13 protein-coding genes are annotated in these 15,980 nt (G+C 35.6%); 7 read left to right on the top strand and 6 right to left on the bottom strand.

Annotated features, from left to right (window positions below; genetic code table 11):
* Positions 1–136 precede the first annotated feature (136 nt).
* A complete protein-coding gene (locus BOQ62_RS20210) occupies positions 137–1,027 on the bottom strand; it encodes an archaemetzincin (protein ID WP_129042182.1) in 891 nt (296 codons plus the stop codon).
* Positions 1,008–1,484: a SixA phosphatase family protein gene (locus BOQ62_RS20215; protein WP_062675602.1), complete on the bottom strand. Its 477-nt coding sequence runs from the start codon at positions 1,482–1,484 to the stop codon at positions 1,008–1,010. The genes BOQ62_RS20210 and BOQ62_RS20215 overlap by 20 nt, the downstream gene beginning before the upstream one ends.
* A 115-nt stretch (positions 1,485–1,599) precedes the next feature.
* On the opposite strand from BOQ62_RS20215, the gene ruvX reads away from it, so the two are divergent.
* The 5 genes from ruvX (at position 1,600) to BOQ62_RS20240 (ending at position 5,152) form a co-directional block, all read left to right on the top strand.
* The gene (gene ruvX, locus BOQ62_RS20220; protein WP_129042183.1) at positions 1,600–2,016 is read left to right on the top strand and encodes a Holliday junction resolvase RuvX; all 417 of its coding nucleotides are present in this window, start codon (positions 1,600–1,602) and stop codon (positions 2,014–2,016) included.
* Positions 2,013–2,585 (top strand): peptide deformylase, encoded by a 573-nt coding sequence (gene def / locus BOQ62_RS20225; protein WP_034693378.1) that lies wholly within the window; start codon positions 2,013–2,015, stop codon positions 2,583–2,585. Before ruvX ends, def begins: the two co-directional genes overlap by 4 nt.
* A gap of 75 nt (positions 2,586–2,660) precedes the next feature.
* The gene (locus BOQ62_RS20230; protein ID WP_105704129.1) at positions 2,661–3,218 is read left to right on the top strand and encodes a DUF5606 domain-containing protein; all 558 of its coding nucleotides are present in this window, start codon (positions 2,661–2,663) and stop codon (positions 3,216–3,218) included.
* Positions 3,219–3,454: 236 nt separating this feature from the next.
* On the top strand, positions 3,455–4,222 hold the full coding sequence (mazG, locus tag BOQ62_RS20235; protein WP_129042184.1) for a nucleoside triphosphate pyrophosphohydrolase: 768 nt from the start codon (positions 3,455–3,457) through the stop codon (positions 4,220–4,222).
* A gap of 57 nt (positions 4,223–4,279) precedes the next feature.
* A complete protein-coding gene (locus tag BOQ62_RS20240; protein WP_129042185.1) occupies positions 4,280–5,152 on the top strand; it encodes an SdiA-regulated domain-containing protein in 873 nt (290 codons plus the stop codon).
* Between the two features lie 101 nt (positions 5,153–5,253).
* Here the strand turns inward: BOQ62_RS20240 and BOQ62_RS20245 are convergent, their stop codons facing one another.
* Both BOQ62_RS20245 and BOQ62_RS20250 read right to left on the bottom strand, forming a co-directional pair.
* Positions 5,254–5,952, bottom strand: a complete 699-nt coding sequence (locus tag BOQ62_RS20245; protein WP_129042186.1) for a hypothetical protein — start codon at positions 5,950–5,952, stop codon at positions 5,254–5,256.
* 329 nt (positions 5,953–6,281) lie between these two features.
* The gene (locus BOQ62_RS20250) at positions 6,282–9,941 is read right to left on the bottom strand and encodes a metallophosphoesterase (RefSeq protein WP_228414401.1); all 3,660 of its coding nucleotides are present in this window, start codon (positions 9,939–9,941) and stop codon (positions 6,282–6,284) included.
* Positions 9,942–10,024: 83 nt separating this feature from the next.
* On the opposite strand from BOQ62_RS20250, the gene BOQ62_RS20255 reads away from it, so the two are divergent.
* The gene (locus BOQ62_RS20255) at positions 10,025–11,200 is read left to right on the top strand and encodes a Pycsar system effector family protein (RefSeq protein ID WP_129042188.1); all 1,176 of its coding nucleotides are present in this window, start codon (positions 10,025–10,027) and stop codon (positions 11,198–11,200) included.
* A gap of 16 nt (positions 11,201–11,216) precedes the next feature.
* On the top strand, positions 11,217–12,140 hold the full coding sequence (locus BOQ62_RS20260; protein ID WP_129042189.1) for a bestrophin family protein: 924 nt from the start codon (positions 11,217–11,219) through the stop codon (positions 12,138–12,140).
* Positions 12,141–12,146: 6 nt separating this feature from the next.
* On the opposite strand, the gene BOQ62_RS20265 is transcribed toward BOQ62_RS20260, so the two are convergent.
* The gene (locus BOQ62_RS20265) at positions 12,147–14,459 is read right to left on the bottom strand and encodes a GAF domain-containing protein (RefSeq protein ID WP_129042190.1); all 2,313 of its coding nucleotides are present in this window, start codon (positions 14,457–14,459) and stop codon (positions 12,147–12,149) included.
* 153 nt (positions 14,460–14,612) lie between these two features.
* Positions 14,613–15,782 (bottom strand): S41 family peptidase, encoded by a 1,170-nt coding sequence (locus tag BOQ62_RS20270; protein ID WP_129042191.1) that lies wholly within the window; start codon positions 15,780–15,782, stop codon positions 14,613–14,615.
* Positions 15,783–15,980 lie beyond the last annotated feature (198 nt).

Below are 15,980 nucleotides of genomic sequence, written 5' to 3' on the forward strand. Positions count from 1 at the left end.
CAAAAGTCATAAACAAAATAGCTTACATTTATATGTTGGAAAATAATTGCAAGATTTAGCAGAATCCGGCCTTAGCCGTCCTTCAATAGTGGTTGTGATCAATTTGGATTTAGCAAAACTTAAAAAATAAAATGTATTATCTTAAAAGAGAAAGATCCTGATTTGCTAAAGTAAGCTCTGTATTAAGATGTTGTTTTTCAAAGAAATTTTTTAGCTCAAGAAGTCTTTTCTTATTGTTATAATGGATGCTTGAATTCAGTTTTCTTTGACAAAGTGAACAGGCTCTGGCCAGGTGATAATCAGTTTCTGATAATGAATTGGTTCCATTCATTACACAGTTGGCATTCAGGCAGTGGCTGATTCCGAACATATGACCAATTTCGTGGGAACTTATTTTTATTAATCTTAAAAGACTCTCATTGAAATTTGAATCGGTTAAGTGACCGTTTGCAAATCTGTACATCGAAGTTACTCCTACGCCATCTTCATAGGAAGCGAGTCCGAAAATGTAGTTCCATTCCGGTTTTGGGAAAAGATCTTTCTCTGTAATTCCCATAAGTACTACAGCATCTTTAGGCTTTCTTTTGATCAGAATGCTGTCCAGTACATATCCTGCCAGAATTTGTTCTTGTCCTTCCTTTGAAATTCTTTTCACTTTTTCAGGGAAGATGGTATTGGGTATAGCAGGAAGTATTTTAGTCTCCAGCTGGAAATATATTTTTAAATATTCCTTTGTGAGGGCTATTTCTTTTTTCTGAAATTCATTAAACGTTCCGATAGGTTGAAGGTAAATGATATTTTTTCCAGATTCTGGTTTTATCTTTTTTAATTTTTGAAAATCTTCAAACGTTTGGAAATGTTCATTGTGATTATACCGCCAGCTTCCGGGTTTTGGTGAAGAAAGCTTTATATCATTTAAAGCAATAGACTCATAGAAAGTTTTCTTCTGTTTCTGACATGAGAAAAGAAGGATTAATATTGTGACATAAAAAAATAAGGGACTAAAGTTATATTTTCCCCGGCTCATAAAAGAACAACAGTTTCTTTTTCGCTCCGTCGAATTCGGACCATGATTCACAGTCTACTTCAAAACCGGCCACTCCGCAGGTAGGAAAATGGAAAATATCTTCAGAAATGGAATTGGCAAAATTGGAAATTCCATTGTTATGGGAGAAGAAAGCAACCGAATTAAGGTTGTCATCCAGGTCATAGATTACAGATTCAAAACTTCTTTCCGAGGGATTATACAATTTTTCATCAGTGGAACAGTTGAGTTGATAAGCCTGATTAAAAATTTTACAGGTATTGAGCGCGCGTACTGCGGGGCTGGACACAAAATGATCAATGGAAATATTATTGTTTTTCAGGAATCTGGACATGTGCATAGCATCCTCCAAACCCTTGTCTGCCAAAGGTCTGTCAAAGTCCTCCGTTTCCTCCGGCCAGTCGCTTTTCGCATGTCTTACGAGGATGAGTTTCTTCATATAATTGTTTTTTGGAAGATTAAAATTATAAAAAAAATAATGGAATAAAACATGATTTATATAAAAAAACTGCGTTATGAATAAAATCAGTAAATTTTACTAAATTTGCAGACTTATGGGACAAATCCTTGCAATAGACTACGGAAAAGCTCGTTGTGGTATCGCTGCAACTGACGATATGCAGATCATAGCCAGTGGGCTGGACACTGTAGAGAACCGTTCTTTAATGGGTTTTTTGAAAAAATATTTCAGCGAAAACAAGGTAGATGAAGTAGTAATTGGACTTCCCATAGATTTGAAAGGAAACGTTTCGGAAGTGGAAACGGATATTTTAAAATTCATAGAAGAATTTAAAAAAGAATTTTCGGATATTGCGGTTCACCGTTTGGACGAAAGATTTACTTCCAAAATGGCTTCATTCTTTATTTCCCAAAGTGGAAAAAATAAGAAAAAGAGGCAGGAAAAAGGATTAATAGATAAAGTAAGTGCAACCATCATATTGCAGAATTTTTTAGAACAAAGATTAAGATGATATTACCGATAAGAGCTTTTGGGGATCCTGTTTTGAGAAAAGTGGGAAAAGATATAGACAAAGATTATCCCGAATTACAGGAATTGATAGACAATATGTTCGAAACGATGTACAGCGCAAATGGCATAGGTCTTGCAGCGCCTCAGATTGGTTTGGATATCCGTCTGTTTGTAATAGATGTGACGCCTCTTGCAGAAGATGAGGATTATGAAGATATTAAAGATGAGTTGGCAGAGTTTAAAAAAGTCTTCATCAACGCTCAGATTCTTGAAGAATCCGGTGAAGAATGGAAGTTCAATGAAGGTTGTCTTTCTATTCCGGATGTAAGAGAAGACGTGAAAAGAAAGGGGACTATCGTTATTGAATATTATGACGAAAATTTTGTGAAACATACAGAAACTTTTTCCGATATTAGAGCCCGCGTAATTCAGCATGAATATGACCACATTGAAGGGGTTTTATTTACTGACCACCTGAGTGCATTGAAAAAGAAACTGGTGAAGGGTAAACTGACAAAAATCTCTCAGGGTGACGTAAACATCGGTTACAAAATGAGATTTCCAAAGTAATTTAAACAAGGATTAAAACGAATAATATAAAGCAAAAAGCTAGTGCTGATTGCAGAATTTACAAAAAATAAAATTATGCTGTTAGAAAAAATAATTTCAATTTCTGGAAAACCAGGACTTTTCAAATTAGTTTCTCAATTAAGAAACGGATTCATCATTGAAGATGTTACCAACAAGAAAAAAGTAAGCATTGGAAACTCAAGCCAGGTAAGCTTACTAGACAATATTGCTATGTTTACATTTGAGAAAGAAGTTCCTTTGTTTGAAGTATTTGAAAATATTGCTAAAAACAATGATTATAAGGAAACTATTTCTCACAAATCTTCTGATGCAGATTTGAAAGACTTCATGTTAGCTTCTCTTCCTAATTATGATACAGAAAGAGTATATTCTTCTGACATCAAGAAACTAGCGCAGTGGTACAACATCCTACATAAAGCAGGATATATCACTCCGGATAGCTTTGTAAAAGCAGAGCCTGAAACTTTAGACGGAGAGCCTGCAACAGAAGAAGTAAGCATTGAAAAAGAAGCTAAGAAAGCTCCAAAGGCGGAGAAACCAGCTGCTCCAAAAGTAAAAGCTACTTCAGCTGCAAAATCAGCTCCAAAGAGTACACACAGAAAACAAGGATAATTCATTTTTGAATTAAAAATACAAAGCCTTGTCTGGAATTTCCGGACAAGGTTTTTTGTTTTTTCAGACAAAAGATAATTGCTTGCTAATATTCCAAACCTAACAGGTTTCGAAAACCTGTTAGGTTTACATATCGAATCTTTCCGGATTCTGCACTCCGCAACTTTTACTTCCAACGTTTGTAATGATGTCCGAATAACCCTTACATTTGTATAAGATTGAATTTCCCATTACTTATGAATACGAAACAGGAGAAACTGGAGGCCTTTGGCAGATTGCTGGATATTATGGATGATTTGCGTGAAAAATGTCCGTGGGATCAGAAACAAACGTTAGAATCCCTTCGTCATCTTACCCTTGAAGAAACCTATGAACTTTCAGATGCTATTTTGCAGAACGATTTGCAAGAAATAAAAAAGGAATTGGGCGATGTTCTGCTTCATTTGGTTTTTTATGCTAAGATTGGTTCGGAAAAAGAAAGTTTTGATATTGCAGATGTTATCAATTCCCTGAATGAAAAGCTGATCTTCCGTCATCCTCATATTTATGGAGATGTTGAAGTAAAAGATGAGGAAGAGGTGAAACAGAACTGGGAGAAATTAAAATTAAAAGAAGGCAATAAATCCATTTTAGGCGGAGTACCGAAAAGTCTGCCGAGTTTGGTAAAAGCCTACAGAATTCAGGATAAGGTAAAAGGAATTGGTTTTGAATTTCATGATGCTGAAGATGCATGGAAAAAAGTAGATGAAGAAATTCAGGAGTTTCATGCCGAGACTGATCTTGATAAAAAAGAACAGGAATTGGGTGATGTATTTTTCTCTCTGATCAATTATGCAAGGATTTCGGGGATCAATCCGGATTCTGCTTTAGAAAGAACCAACCTGAAGTTTATTTCGAGATTTCAAAAAATGGAAGGACTTGCCGAGGAGCAGGATCTGAAATTAGCAGATATGTCTCTTGAAGAAATGGATGTTCTCTGGGAACAGGCAAAAAAACTTTCATAGTTACCGATTGGAACAATTAATGCTTCTTATATTCAGTTAAAAAAATAAAAAATAAATATGTTACGCTTTCTTATTTTACCCGCTTTGCTTTTATTGAGTTGCAATCCAAAAGCTCAGAATTCTCCCACTAACGAAGATGAATTGAAGGTTCAATTTACCCTACCTAAAAAGTTGAAGGAAGTTTCCGGAATTACTTTATCAAAGGATAAGAAAACAATCTGGGCAATAGAAGACAGAGGAAATAAAAATGCAATATACGGCGTAGATAATAAAGGAGATCTGGTAGCAAAAGTACCCGTAGAAAATACTGAGAATACCGACTGGGAAGATATCATTTCAGATACTCAGGGAAACATTTATATCGGAGATTTTGGGAATAATGATAATGACAGACAGGATCTGGCGATCTTAAAAACAGATCTGAAAGATATCACTCAAATAACGACGAAAGTGGTTCAGACTACAAAATTCCATTATCAGGGACAGACTGAATTTCCACCTAAAAAATCAAATCTGCTGTATGATTGTGAAGCTTTTGTAGAAATGAACGGGAATTTCTACTTATTCACGAAAAACAGAAGCAAGGGTTTTGACGGAACTTTCCTGATATTCCAGGTGCCTAATAAAGAAGGTAATTTTGAAGCAAAATTGATAGGAACATTAAAACTTGAAGGAGGTTATAATGATGCGGCAATTACTTCTGCAACCATCAACAGTACAAAAGATAAAATTGTATTGCTGACACATAAAAATGTACATGTTCTTACCGGGTTTACTGCAGATAATTTTAGCACTGCAAAAATCCAGAAAATTCCTTTACACCATAATTCTCAGAAGGAAGCTATTGTTTTCCTTGACGATAAGACATTAATGATCGCTGATGAGAAGGGTAAAGATGAAGGTGGAAATGTGTATACGTTTACCTTTTAAACTTTTAAAGGATATATTTCAATAAAATTAAAACCCCACAGCATAAATCTGTGGGGTTTTTGAATATATGAAAGTATTAAAGTGATTGATGTTTGTATCGGTTACGGAGTAAGGTAAGATATATGAATGTTACCACTTGACAATCTGAAATCCTGTGTATACCTGCAGCGTATTCTGAAGGTTTCTCCTGTATCAAAAAAGTTAATGGAGGAAAGATTATGATTCAGCCCTGTAGTGCGCTCTCCGTGTCCTGTGGAGATGCCGGCAAGCGTTGTGAGCGTAGGAGAAACTTTCTGGATATAAGAATTGGCTGTTCCTGCAGTCTGCCCAGAAGGATTCAGATTCAGGTCATAAGTTGCATAAGGGACAATATTATAAAACCCTGGTTTTACTACGGTAAAAAGTCCGGTTGTAGAGTTATACGTTAAATAAGCCGTATCAATCTTATTACTTACATTAAAAACATAAGTCTGTGAATAACTTTCATGGGTATTAACAGGAGTAGAATGGGTTCCGGTATAACTTCCGCTGGCGGGGCTTATGTTCGTTTTATTTCCTACATAAACAACTTTTAAAAAGTTTTCAGATTCAATAGTCTTCCAAACAGGAGCATTTCCCTCGCCATTTGACATTAGTACCTCACCTTTATTTCCTGAGTTTCCTTTGGTTCTGTCATCTCCGCCTACATTCAGATCCTTTACTACCTGAAGTGAACCGTTGACATGTAAGGTATTTTGGGGTGTTGCTGTTTTAATCCCTATTTGTGCATTTAGAGATAAGGACATGACGAATAATGCCATGTATAGTAGCTTTTTTTCATTCAATTGTTGATTTTTTAGTTTAGACAAATATAAAATGTTTTTAAAATGTCTTTTTTTTAAAGAATCAATAAACATATAAAGCTATGCGTAGTTTTGACTTATGTAGCTGAAAATATGGCTTTTAATTAAAAACCATATTTGTTTTATTGATGAAAAATGCTATTTGAAAATTAGAATTATTAAATTCAATTAAAATTGATAATATTTTGAATATTTTACTTTTAATTAGTTTAATGTATTGATAATCAGTATTTTATTGATTTGTTTTCGGTTTCGAAAATTTGATTTAATTTTTATAAAAATATCATTTAAAATTTCATCCCTATTCCTGCAGAAAGTCTTCCGCCATCAGAACCATAGAAATAGTTTAGCCTAGCAGACATCATTTCTACAATACTTAACCATACACCTGCTCCGGCAGATTGATGCCATTTTCTGGAATTTTCACTGTCGTTCCATACACGGCCGATATCGTACCCGATAAGGATTCCCATATTGGCGGGAGCAATATTGTTTCTTACTCTTCCAAAATCCCATCTGATTTCCGAGTTATTGGTAAAATACGATCTTCCGGCGAATCTTTCGTTTCTGAAAGCTCTCATTCCGTTGTTACCTCCAATGGCTGCCGCCTGATAGAATTCAAAATTATTGTTATTGATCCACATCACATTACTGGAATTGGCAAATACAAATTTCCCTCTCTTATCAATTCTGTGGTCAACGGCCAGTTTTCCTTTTACGGTTACAAAGTTTTTATTAAAGTCAGAAAGCGTTGCTTTCCAGTCTGCATTCAGCATAAATTCAAGTCCAAGAGTAGGGAAGGCAACATTATCAGCATTTTTATAACCAAATGTATAATTGGCACCCACAAACTGCTGACTGTTGAATACACCCGGTCTTACATCCGGAGACTGATTGATGAAGCGGTCAGCTTTTCTCTGTACTTTATTATCTTCAAAAGTTAATTGAAACTGATGGCTCAGATTCATCCAGCTCTTCTGCGAGATGGAAGGGGCAAAGTTGAATTTGGAAATTCTGGCTCTGTTGTATTCTCTTTCCGTATTTTTCTTGTCATAATCACTTTCGTTAGAAAGCCCGAAGAAATTTTGGGAGAATCTTGGAGTGGTATAAAATGCATCAAGGTTGATATCCCAACCTGAAATTGCCTTTTTAAATACACCTTTGTATGTAAGGCTAAATCCTGCAGTTGCTGTATAAAAATTAGCTTTTAAACTATGTCTTTGAGTAAATGGGTCGCGGATAAAATTGTTCACCGTATAATTAGCTAAAACTCCTACAATAACACCATCATCCGGGTTGTAATCCAGGTTAGGATATCCTGCTACAGAATTATATTTAGGATGCTTATAATTATAGCTGTTGATATCATAATCATCCGTAATATTCTTCGTTGCATTACCGTCATTATACGTGTTTTTCTGAGATTTAAAATCATAAATCTTTACTTTCCTTCCATCTGCAACGTTATAGGTATCATGGTTATAGCCGCCAATCAGTCTGATATTCATTTTAGGATTTCCGCTTCCTGTTACTACATAAGTATCGTCATCTTCAAGTCCGTAGATCCATAATTCTTTTGTTTTCGAATCATGATAAGTCTTTTCAAAAACCAGCTCGTTTTGATCTTTATTCTTACCCAGATAATATTGCTGTACAAGTACGGAATGTCCGTTTTTTGTAATAACAAATTTATCAGGATGTACGGTTCCTGCCAGAGGTACTTTTTTCTGTAATACATCATAATACTGGCTGGCGTAGCTCACAAGTTTTGTTTTTCTTGTTTTCAGTTTTCTCTGGATTTCGGCAATAGTGTCGTCCTGTACTTCTTTTGGAAGATTATGAAAGGCATCATCAATATCCGCATCTGTCAGATGTTCCTGAATATATTTTGCCTGCATTTCCCATTCGTTCTGATCTGCACCTTTTAAGAAAACGAGATCCATCGGATAAGGCTCCATAGCAAGCCACTTGACACTGCTGATATCTTCTGTAAAGGTTTTCATATGGCGGATTGCAGGAACATTCATAATCAGTTTAAATGCTGCGCCGTCATATTTGCTGAATGCCTGATCTCTGTCTTTAGGAATAGGTTTGTAGACTACTTTGTCACCTACTTCATATTCTGCCCATTTCCACTGGTCCGAGTGTCTGTCCCAGTCACCGATCAGCATATCAAATAATCTTGCTCTGATGTAGGATTCTCTGTCAACAGAATATTTATTGCTTTTGCTGAGGTTCTTTAATACATCATCTGTTGAAACAATATCTTTTGCATGGTCAAGGTATGCCAGAGTTTTCGGATCTGAAGAAAAACGTTCTTCAATCATATACATCTCATCCCCGTAATCTTCGTTGTATCTTCCCAATGCATGCTGTTTAGGAATATAATACAATTTTGGATTGCTGTGGAAAATATTAAGCTTTTCCGACATATTTCCGATGGTAAACGGAGTAAATGGATGATTGGTGGTATAAAAATCCAACAGGAATTTTTCAGGGAAAGTATCAGCAAGTTCTTCTCCCAATGTACTTTTTTGAAAAGCCATATTATTAAGAAAACGAATCGCGCTTTTTTTCACGCCACGCATCACAAATTCCTGCCCGTCCGTAGATTTCAGTCGTAAGCTGTTAGACTGGTTTCCTCCGCCTTCTCTGAAAGGAATATATCCGCCATTCAATTCTGAAAGATTGGCAGTTGGAGCTTCAATCGGGATTCCGTAATATCTTCTGTAATGGTCTCCCCAAAGCCATCTGTAAAATTTTCTTTTCTCGGTAAGCTGTACCGGATAGATGGTGGAAGAGAATGTTGCCGGAAAAGAATTCGGAAAATTATTGATGAATACATCCGGCTTGGAAATAACGGAAATATGAGTCAGTTTTTGAAGCTGGGCATCTTTTGTAGAAAAATATTCAACATCAGTACTTTCATCTTTTCTGAAATTTAAAACCGCAAAACCGCTGCCTCCGTAAGAAAAATCAGTTTTCTCCACAATGGTAGATGGATCTGTTTTAGAACCTGCACCACTGATGATCTGTCTTAGATTTCCGTCTTCGTGATATTGCAGGTTATGGTCATGTCCGGAAACAAAAATAATATTTTCTTTATCCTGAACAATACTTTTCAGTCTGTTGGCCAGATCTGCATAATGCTGGTTATTGATATCTTCAGGACTTGCTCCGGAAGAACTTCTTAAAATATTGACTACACTTGCCACTACAGGAACAGGAACCTTACTTTTGAATGGATAAAGGTGTGATCTTGCAGAATTAAAACCTGCATGAGTACCACTGCTGATAATAGGGTGGTGTAAGGCAACAATGATTTTTTTGCCCTGGTTTTTAATAATAAGATCTTTAAACTCGGTGAAAAAGTCTTCACGGGTTTTGATGTTACAATTTTTGTTGATTCCGGGATAATTATCCCAGTTGGCAATTACCCATTCCGAATCTACAGCAATGAGTTTGATATCTTTAGAAACGTTGATATCATCAATAGGGCATCCGTTTTTAGGAAGAAAAGCTTTTTTATCATCAAGATATTTTTTTACCAGACCTTCCTGGGTATTCAATCCATCAATCCCATTATACCAGTCGTGATTTCCGGGAATGACCAATGTTTTCCCCTTAAAATTCTTCGTTATGGCAAGCTGGTTTTCCAGTTTTTGTTTTGCCAGGGCATACTCTTTATCTGTTTCTTTAGGCATCCCATTCGGGTAGATATTGTCGCCCAAAAATATCAGCATAGAGTTACTGTCGGCAGAATCCAGCTTACTTTTCAGTAAATTCAGTGTTTTTTGTGCCTGAGGTTCATCTGAGTTTCCTGCATCTCCAATCAGAAAGAGTTTAAAATCATGGTCAGATTTTATTTCGGAATCTTTTACTTCATATAAGTTTTTGCCCTTTTGCACGTTATAGGTAGCACATGAATAAAGGACTCCAGCGGACATTACTGTTCGAAGAACAATAGAAGTATTTTTTAGATGAGTTTTAAAGGATAAATTCATAAATTTACATTAACAAAATTTCAGGGATGAGCATTTTACAAAAAGCTAAAAATTATGTTGAAATCTTATTCAAAGATAAGTTATCTTCAGTATATTTTTATCATAATTTTATCCATACTGCCTATACAGTCAATAAGGCTGAGGAAATCATGAAAAATACTCCTGTTTCTGAAGAGGATCAGGAGAAAGTACTCGTAGCATTATGGTTTCATGATACGGGATATATAGAATGTGCTTTGAACCATGAGGAAAGGAGTGTGGAGGTGATGAAGGCTTTTTTACACCAGGAAAATTATCCGGAAAACTATATTGCAGATGTTGAAAAGCTGATTCTGGCTACTAAAATACACTATGAACCTCAGAATTTACTGGAGAAAATTGTAAAAGATGCTGATTTCAGTCATTTTGCAGGTCATGATTACAGTGATATTTCCGATGCTTTGAGAAAAGAATGGGAACTAACCAATGTAAGATGTTTTTCCAATGAAGAATGGAATGCCGGAAATCTCGATATGCTGAAAAATAAGCATACTTTTTATACCGATTATGCTAAAGAAAACTGGGAGCCTCTAAAAAAGAAAAACATTAAAAAGATCGAAAAGAAGCTGGAAAAAGAAGAAGAGAAAAAAGAGAACAAAAAGGAGAGTTCGGAAGGTAAAAAGGAAAAAGAAAAATCAGACAGAAGTGTAGATACTTTATTCAGAGTAACACTTAATAATCATACCAGACTAAGTGATATTGCGGACAGCAAGGCCAATATTCTTTTATCTGTAAATGCAATTATTATCTCGGTTTGTCTTTCCGTTTTGGTTCCTAAGCTGGATGCTCCTAAGAATTCTCACCTGATTCTTCCAAGTTTTATATTATTGTTATCAAGTGTATTGACGATCATATTTGCGATTTTATCCACAAAACCTAATGTAACAAAGACAACATTCACATCTCAGGATATTGTGAACAGAAAAGTAAACCTTCTTTTCTTTGGAAATTTCCAGCAGATGTTGTTTGATGACTATCATAATGCGATGAAAGATCTGATTAAAGACAGAGATTATATTTATGATTCTATGGTAAAAGATCTGTATTATCTAGGGAAAGTTCTTAACAGAAAATACAAACTTTTGTCCATTACCTATAAGATTTTTATGGCAGGGATTATTATTTCTGTTCTGTCTTTCGGAGCGGCATTTCTTAGTCTTTAATTAAAAATACACGCAAATGATAGTCAGACAGCGAACAAATTGGCTGAAAATGTTATTTATATGGAGAGGATCTGTATTAAAGAAAATTGTTGTTCAGCTCTCTATCATTACGCTGTTTTCTTTGGCTATCTATATTTTCAAAGGGAGAATCTTTGATTATAAAGTGCATCTTAATCCTACGATTTTTACATTGATAGGATTAGCATTGGCCATATTTATGGGTTTCTGTAATTCTGCAAGCTACGACCGTTTTTGGGAAGGACGGAAGCTTTGGGGATTGCTTGTTATTGAAACCAGATCATTGACGAGACAAATCTTATCATTAGTGAACGATTTTTCTCCCGATGCTCAGGAAGAAAAACAAAAAATTATCAAACTGATCTCTGCGTTTGGCTGGGCTTTAAACTTTCAGCTGAGAGATAAAACGGGGACAGAACATCTTGAGCGGCTGCTTTCTCCTGAACAATTGGAACAGGTGAAGCATAAAAAATTCATTCCCAATATTATTCTTGGGTTTATCGCCGATTGGCTTAATGAACAGAATAAAAAAGGAAATATTGACACCATTGTGATGACTTCTATGGATCATCAACTGAATCAGTTTTCTAATATTTCCGGTGGCTGCGAGAGAATTTATAATACTCCATTACCTTTTGCTTACAGCGTTCTTCTGCATCGTACTGTATATCTGTATTGTTTCTGGCTTCCTTTCGGATTGGTAGATACCTTGGGGTGGATGATGCCTTTAATTGTTCTGCTGATCAGCTATACTTTTATTGCTCTTGATGCCATTATTCAGGAGATTGGAGAACCTTTTGGTGAGGAAGAAAACGACCTTGCCCTGAACAGCATCTGCCGAACGATTGAATTTTCTATTTTTGAGCAGGCAGGAATTCCGCAAGGTGAATTGAAGAAGCCGGATACTTATTTTGTGGATTAGGATTTTCTATTTCTCAGGAAGTGTAAAAGAAACCCTCAGCGCCAGCAATCCTGTAATTCCCTGAAGATCTTCTACCTTTAAGAATTCTATATCATTTTGTAGAACTCCTTTTTTCTGAAGTTTTGAAATGTAGTCCAGATATTCCTTTTGATTTTCCATTCCGAAATAGACGATGGTGATTTTTCCGGGTGCAGTGATGCGTTCTGAAGAATCTTTGACATGCGCTTTATCCAGACGCTTTTTGATAATTTCGTAATAAGAATTGTAAGCTCCGTCTACATCAAAGCGTTTTTCATCCATTCTGAAACGGATGTCTATTTTTTCATTGTAGACAAAGATGAGTGACGCAATATCCAGCTGTACAGGAAGATATTTTTTGAACGACTGAAATTCAAGTTCCATTTTACAGATGGTTTTAAGCTGCCAGTATCTCAGTTTGTGAACAACTTTTGAGGTATAGTGAAGTTCAGGAGCGATGCTTGGGCCAATGTACAGGTTATGTTCCACACCATCAGATTTAAATCTTTCATAATAATGTGGGAAAATTTCCTGTGCTTTTATCTGGCTTTCATCCAGCATATCTGCCAGTTTTCGATTGACCAGTGTAATAGAATCATCAAGGTTTTTTCTGTGATGGTAAAACAAGTCGGTAGGGGCAAAGATGTGTGAAAAATAATCTTTGATTTTTGCCTTTATTTCTCTTGCTGTTTTTATTTCCAGTTTTCCCTGTAAAAAAGGATGAATTTCGTCTCTTAATAGTCTTTGAAAACGCTGTTCAGTATCAGCTTTGATTTCATTGTTCAGCTCATTTTCAAAAACATCCAGTGCCAATAGAAATTTTTCAGAATCAGAATTCGTGAGTGTAAAAATCTCATTCAGCCATTCAATCTGCTGATTAAGATCCTGCAGCATCAGATTATATCGTTTTTCCGATGATGAACGGATATCTGAAACTCCAAACAGAGGAGTAAGATTTTTGAATGCAATTTGCTTTAAAGTATATATTTTCCTTCCAAGTGATGCTGTAAAATATTTTTCAGCCTCATTTCTGAATTTCCATACCACACTGTCGTGGATAGTAGTGTATTCACGTTGAATAATGGCTTCTATCTGATAGTTTTTTTCAAAATAGAACCTGTTCAGAGAGAAAAGAACCATATCCGTGAAAAACTCCAGTTTTTTAAGCTTTAAACCATTGAAGCTTCCGGCAATAGGAGACGTAAATTCCATGATGGCAAGGAGCTCACCATCTTTCATGATAGGAATTACCATGAAACTATTGACATTGTTATCCTTTAAAATGCTAAAGGAAGGAAGCAGCTTGACATTCTCGTCCAGGTTGTTTACATTGGAGACAACTACAGGCTTTGAATTATGATTTAAATTATTAAAAGTACTCTTACGGGTATCTTCGTCAAATGCATTGATCCAGAAATCCAGAATATGATTGGTAAGGAGACTCTCATAAATCGGCAGTTTATCCAGCTTCTGTTCCTTTTTGTTGAAAGTCATCAGCCCAAAACTGAGTTCCGGAACATCAAAGTAGGATTTGAAAATTTCCGTCAGATTTTCGTTGGGATTCATATTTTCCGGATCAATTTCAATCATGCTTGATTTCAGATCAGAAAGGGCAACTTCAGAGGTACAGTCTACCAGTGAAATAATGGTAAATCCTTTCAATATCCAAGATTGAGATGGGAAATATTTCTTCCAGAGTTTAAAGTCATCCAGGTTTTCCAGAAGCATATCCAGAAAATCATCAGATGGAATTTTGGCATCTTCTGTAGGAGTAATTTCTGTAAAATCTGAATTGACTGTAATTTTATAATGTTTCATGATTCCCTGCTTATTGGGAATGTCATAATAGAACGGGATCGTACTTTTAATATCTTTTTTGAAGTAGCTCTGAAGTATCAGACAGCAGCAGAATACATAAAATTCATTATCTGAAATATTCCTGAGTTCTATTTCAAAGTCTTTTCCTGCATCTTTCAGAATATCTTTAAATCTTTCGGTATAATTGAAGGTAATGTTTGAAAGAGGAATACTTGCAGCCTTTATTTCATTTCTGGTAAGCCCTGTTGGAAAAAGATCAGCAAGAAGCAGTCTGATGAGGTCTTCATGTTTTTCAAGAAGGGTTGTGTCCTGAAATCCTTCTCTAAGGTCTTTAAAATTTCTGGTACTTTCTAATAAAGACTCAGCATAATTGACCCTGTATTCCAGTCTGTCATTATAGCGGATATGTTCCAGAACATCCAAATATTTTTTGAATGATATATAAACCTGAAAGGGAGAGTCTTTTTTATAGAGATTAGCCAAGAGCTGAAAAATTTAAAGTAAAGTTATGAAAAAAGCAGAATATTGCCTGTCTGAAATTTTTATTTTATTATACATAATTTACAGGTTATTAGAGGAAATTCTACAATGTATTTTATAATTCATTGCTGTTTTTTAGAAAGACAGATTGGCGGGTTATTGATTAATAAATTCTATTGCTTTTTGGATCAAAGGGTCTTCACCATTTCGTACAGACTGTAATGTAGGTTTCGCCAGAATATCAATTGTAATACCTGTTCTTTGAGTGCCTTTACCATTCGGGTAATATATTCCTGATCCACTTATGGCTGTGGTTATTCCGCCAGGAAGAGACATTTTGCAAAGATCTCCGTCTGCCCCCGCTGTTTGAGATCCTACCACAGCAGATTTGGGAGCGGTGCGCAATGCCATTGTAAGGAATTCTGAAGCACTTTGCGTAGTTTCATCCACTAAAATAGCTACTTTACCTTTGTAATAATTGCTGTTTATCTTTCCAATTTTTTGAGGGGCTTTCACCTCAAATTTTCCGGGATGCTGCAATGATGTAGCTTTAAACTGAACAAACTCTCTGGTATCAGGGAAAAAATATTTAGAAATAACTTCGGCAGAAAATTCTTTAGGATAACATCGGAGGTCAATGATAATTCCTTTTTTATTCGTGAATTTTTTCATGACCGTTTTGATCTCATCTTTCGTGATAACCGCAGGATAAATATAACCGATGTTCTGACCGAATTCTTTAGAAATGGGAATGTTTTTTTCTTCCATAAAGGTTTCATAAGGAACTGTTTTTAAAGAAACTGTAACGGCTTTTCCATTACTCTTTTTAAGGGTAAGTATCATAAAATCTTCATTAGTTCTCAAAATACTAAAGCTTATATCCCGGAGAAGGGTTGCTCTATTGGATGAAATAGTATATTTTGCCTTATCATTTATAAGTTCACTGACTTTTTTATGATCAATTTCTGTGATAACATCTCCAACCTCCGCACCGGATGCTGATATCTGATTACCAACAAATGTAATAGCCAGCTGGTCATCAATAAAACGGGTAGCTATCGGAGGTGTACTAAGTCCGAAGAATTCCTCTGTGATATTTCCAAAATCTGATAGGGCAGCATGAGAATCATTGATTTCTTTGACGAGCTCCATCATCGCAAGTTTATAACCCAGATCATCTTTGGTACGAACTATTTTGGGAATATATTCCTTCAAAACACCATCCCAGTTTTTTCCAATGATGTCTTTGTATGGAAAAAAATAGTTGATCATATTCCAGTATCGGAATAAGGCGAGAAGTTTCATTCCGTCATCATTCCATTGCATACGCGGATAAATTTCTTCATTTTTAAATGATGGAGTTCCTTCTTCCGGATCGAAATCAATATAATAGTTTTCTTTGATGTCTTCGTGGATTCCTGCACCGAAAGATCTGCTCCAACTGTATAATAAAGCATCAAAATTTTTAGAATTGATATTGGGGAGAAAACGAAAAAGTTCATAATCCCAGTTGGCATTTCCTTT

This window comes from Chryseobacterium sp. CH21, from assembly GCF_004119445.1.
GTDB lineage: Bacteria > Bacteroidota > Bacteroidia > Flavobacteriales > Weeksellaceae > Chryseobacterium.

Coding starts and splice junctions, on each gene's coding strand:
- BOQ62_RS20210 (WP_129042182.1), bottom strand. CDS start 1,027: ATGAGCCGGGGAAAATATAACTTTAGTCCCTTATTTTTTTATGTCACA.
- BOQ62_RS20215 (WP_062675602.1), bottom strand. CDS start 1,484: ATGAAGAAACTCATCCTCGTAAGACATGCGAAAAGCGACTGGCCGGAG.
- ruvX (WP_129042183.1), top strand. CDS start 1,600: ATGGGACAAATCCTTGCAATAGACTACGGAAAAGCTCGTTGTGGTATC.
- def (WP_034693378.1), top strand. CDS start 2,013: ATGATATTACCGATAAGAGCTTTTGGGGATCCTGTTTTGAGAAAAGTG.
- BOQ62_RS20230 (WP_105704129.1), top strand. CDS start 2,661: ATGCTGTTAGAAAAAATAATTTCAATTTCTGGAAAACCAGGACTTTTC.
- mazG (WP_129042184.1), top strand. CDS start 3,455: ATGAATACGAAACAGGAGAAACTGGAGGCCTTTGGCAGATTGCTGGAT.
- BOQ62_RS20240 (WP_129042185.1), top strand. CDS start 4,280: ATGTTACGCTTTCTTATTTTACCCGCTTTGCTTTTATTGAGTTGCAAT.
- BOQ62_RS20245 (WP_129042186.1), bottom strand. CDS start 5,952: ATGGCATTATTCGTCATGTCCTTATCTCTAAATGCACAAATAGGGATT.
- BOQ62_RS20250 (WP_228414401.1), bottom strand. CDS start 9,941: ATGTCCGCTGGAGTCCTTTATTCATGTGCTACCTATAACGTGCAAAAG.
- BOQ62_RS20255 (WP_129042188.1), top strand. CDS start 10,025: ATGAGCATTTTACAAAAAGCTAAAAATTATGTTGAAATCTTATTCAAA.
- BOQ62_RS20260 (WP_129042189.1), top strand. CDS start 11,217: ATGATAGTCAGACAGCGAACAAATTGGCTGAAAATGTTATTTATATGG.
- BOQ62_RS20270 (WP_129042191.1), bottom strand. CDS start 15,782: ATGCAATGGAATGATGACGGAATGAAACTTCTCGCCTTATTCCGATAC.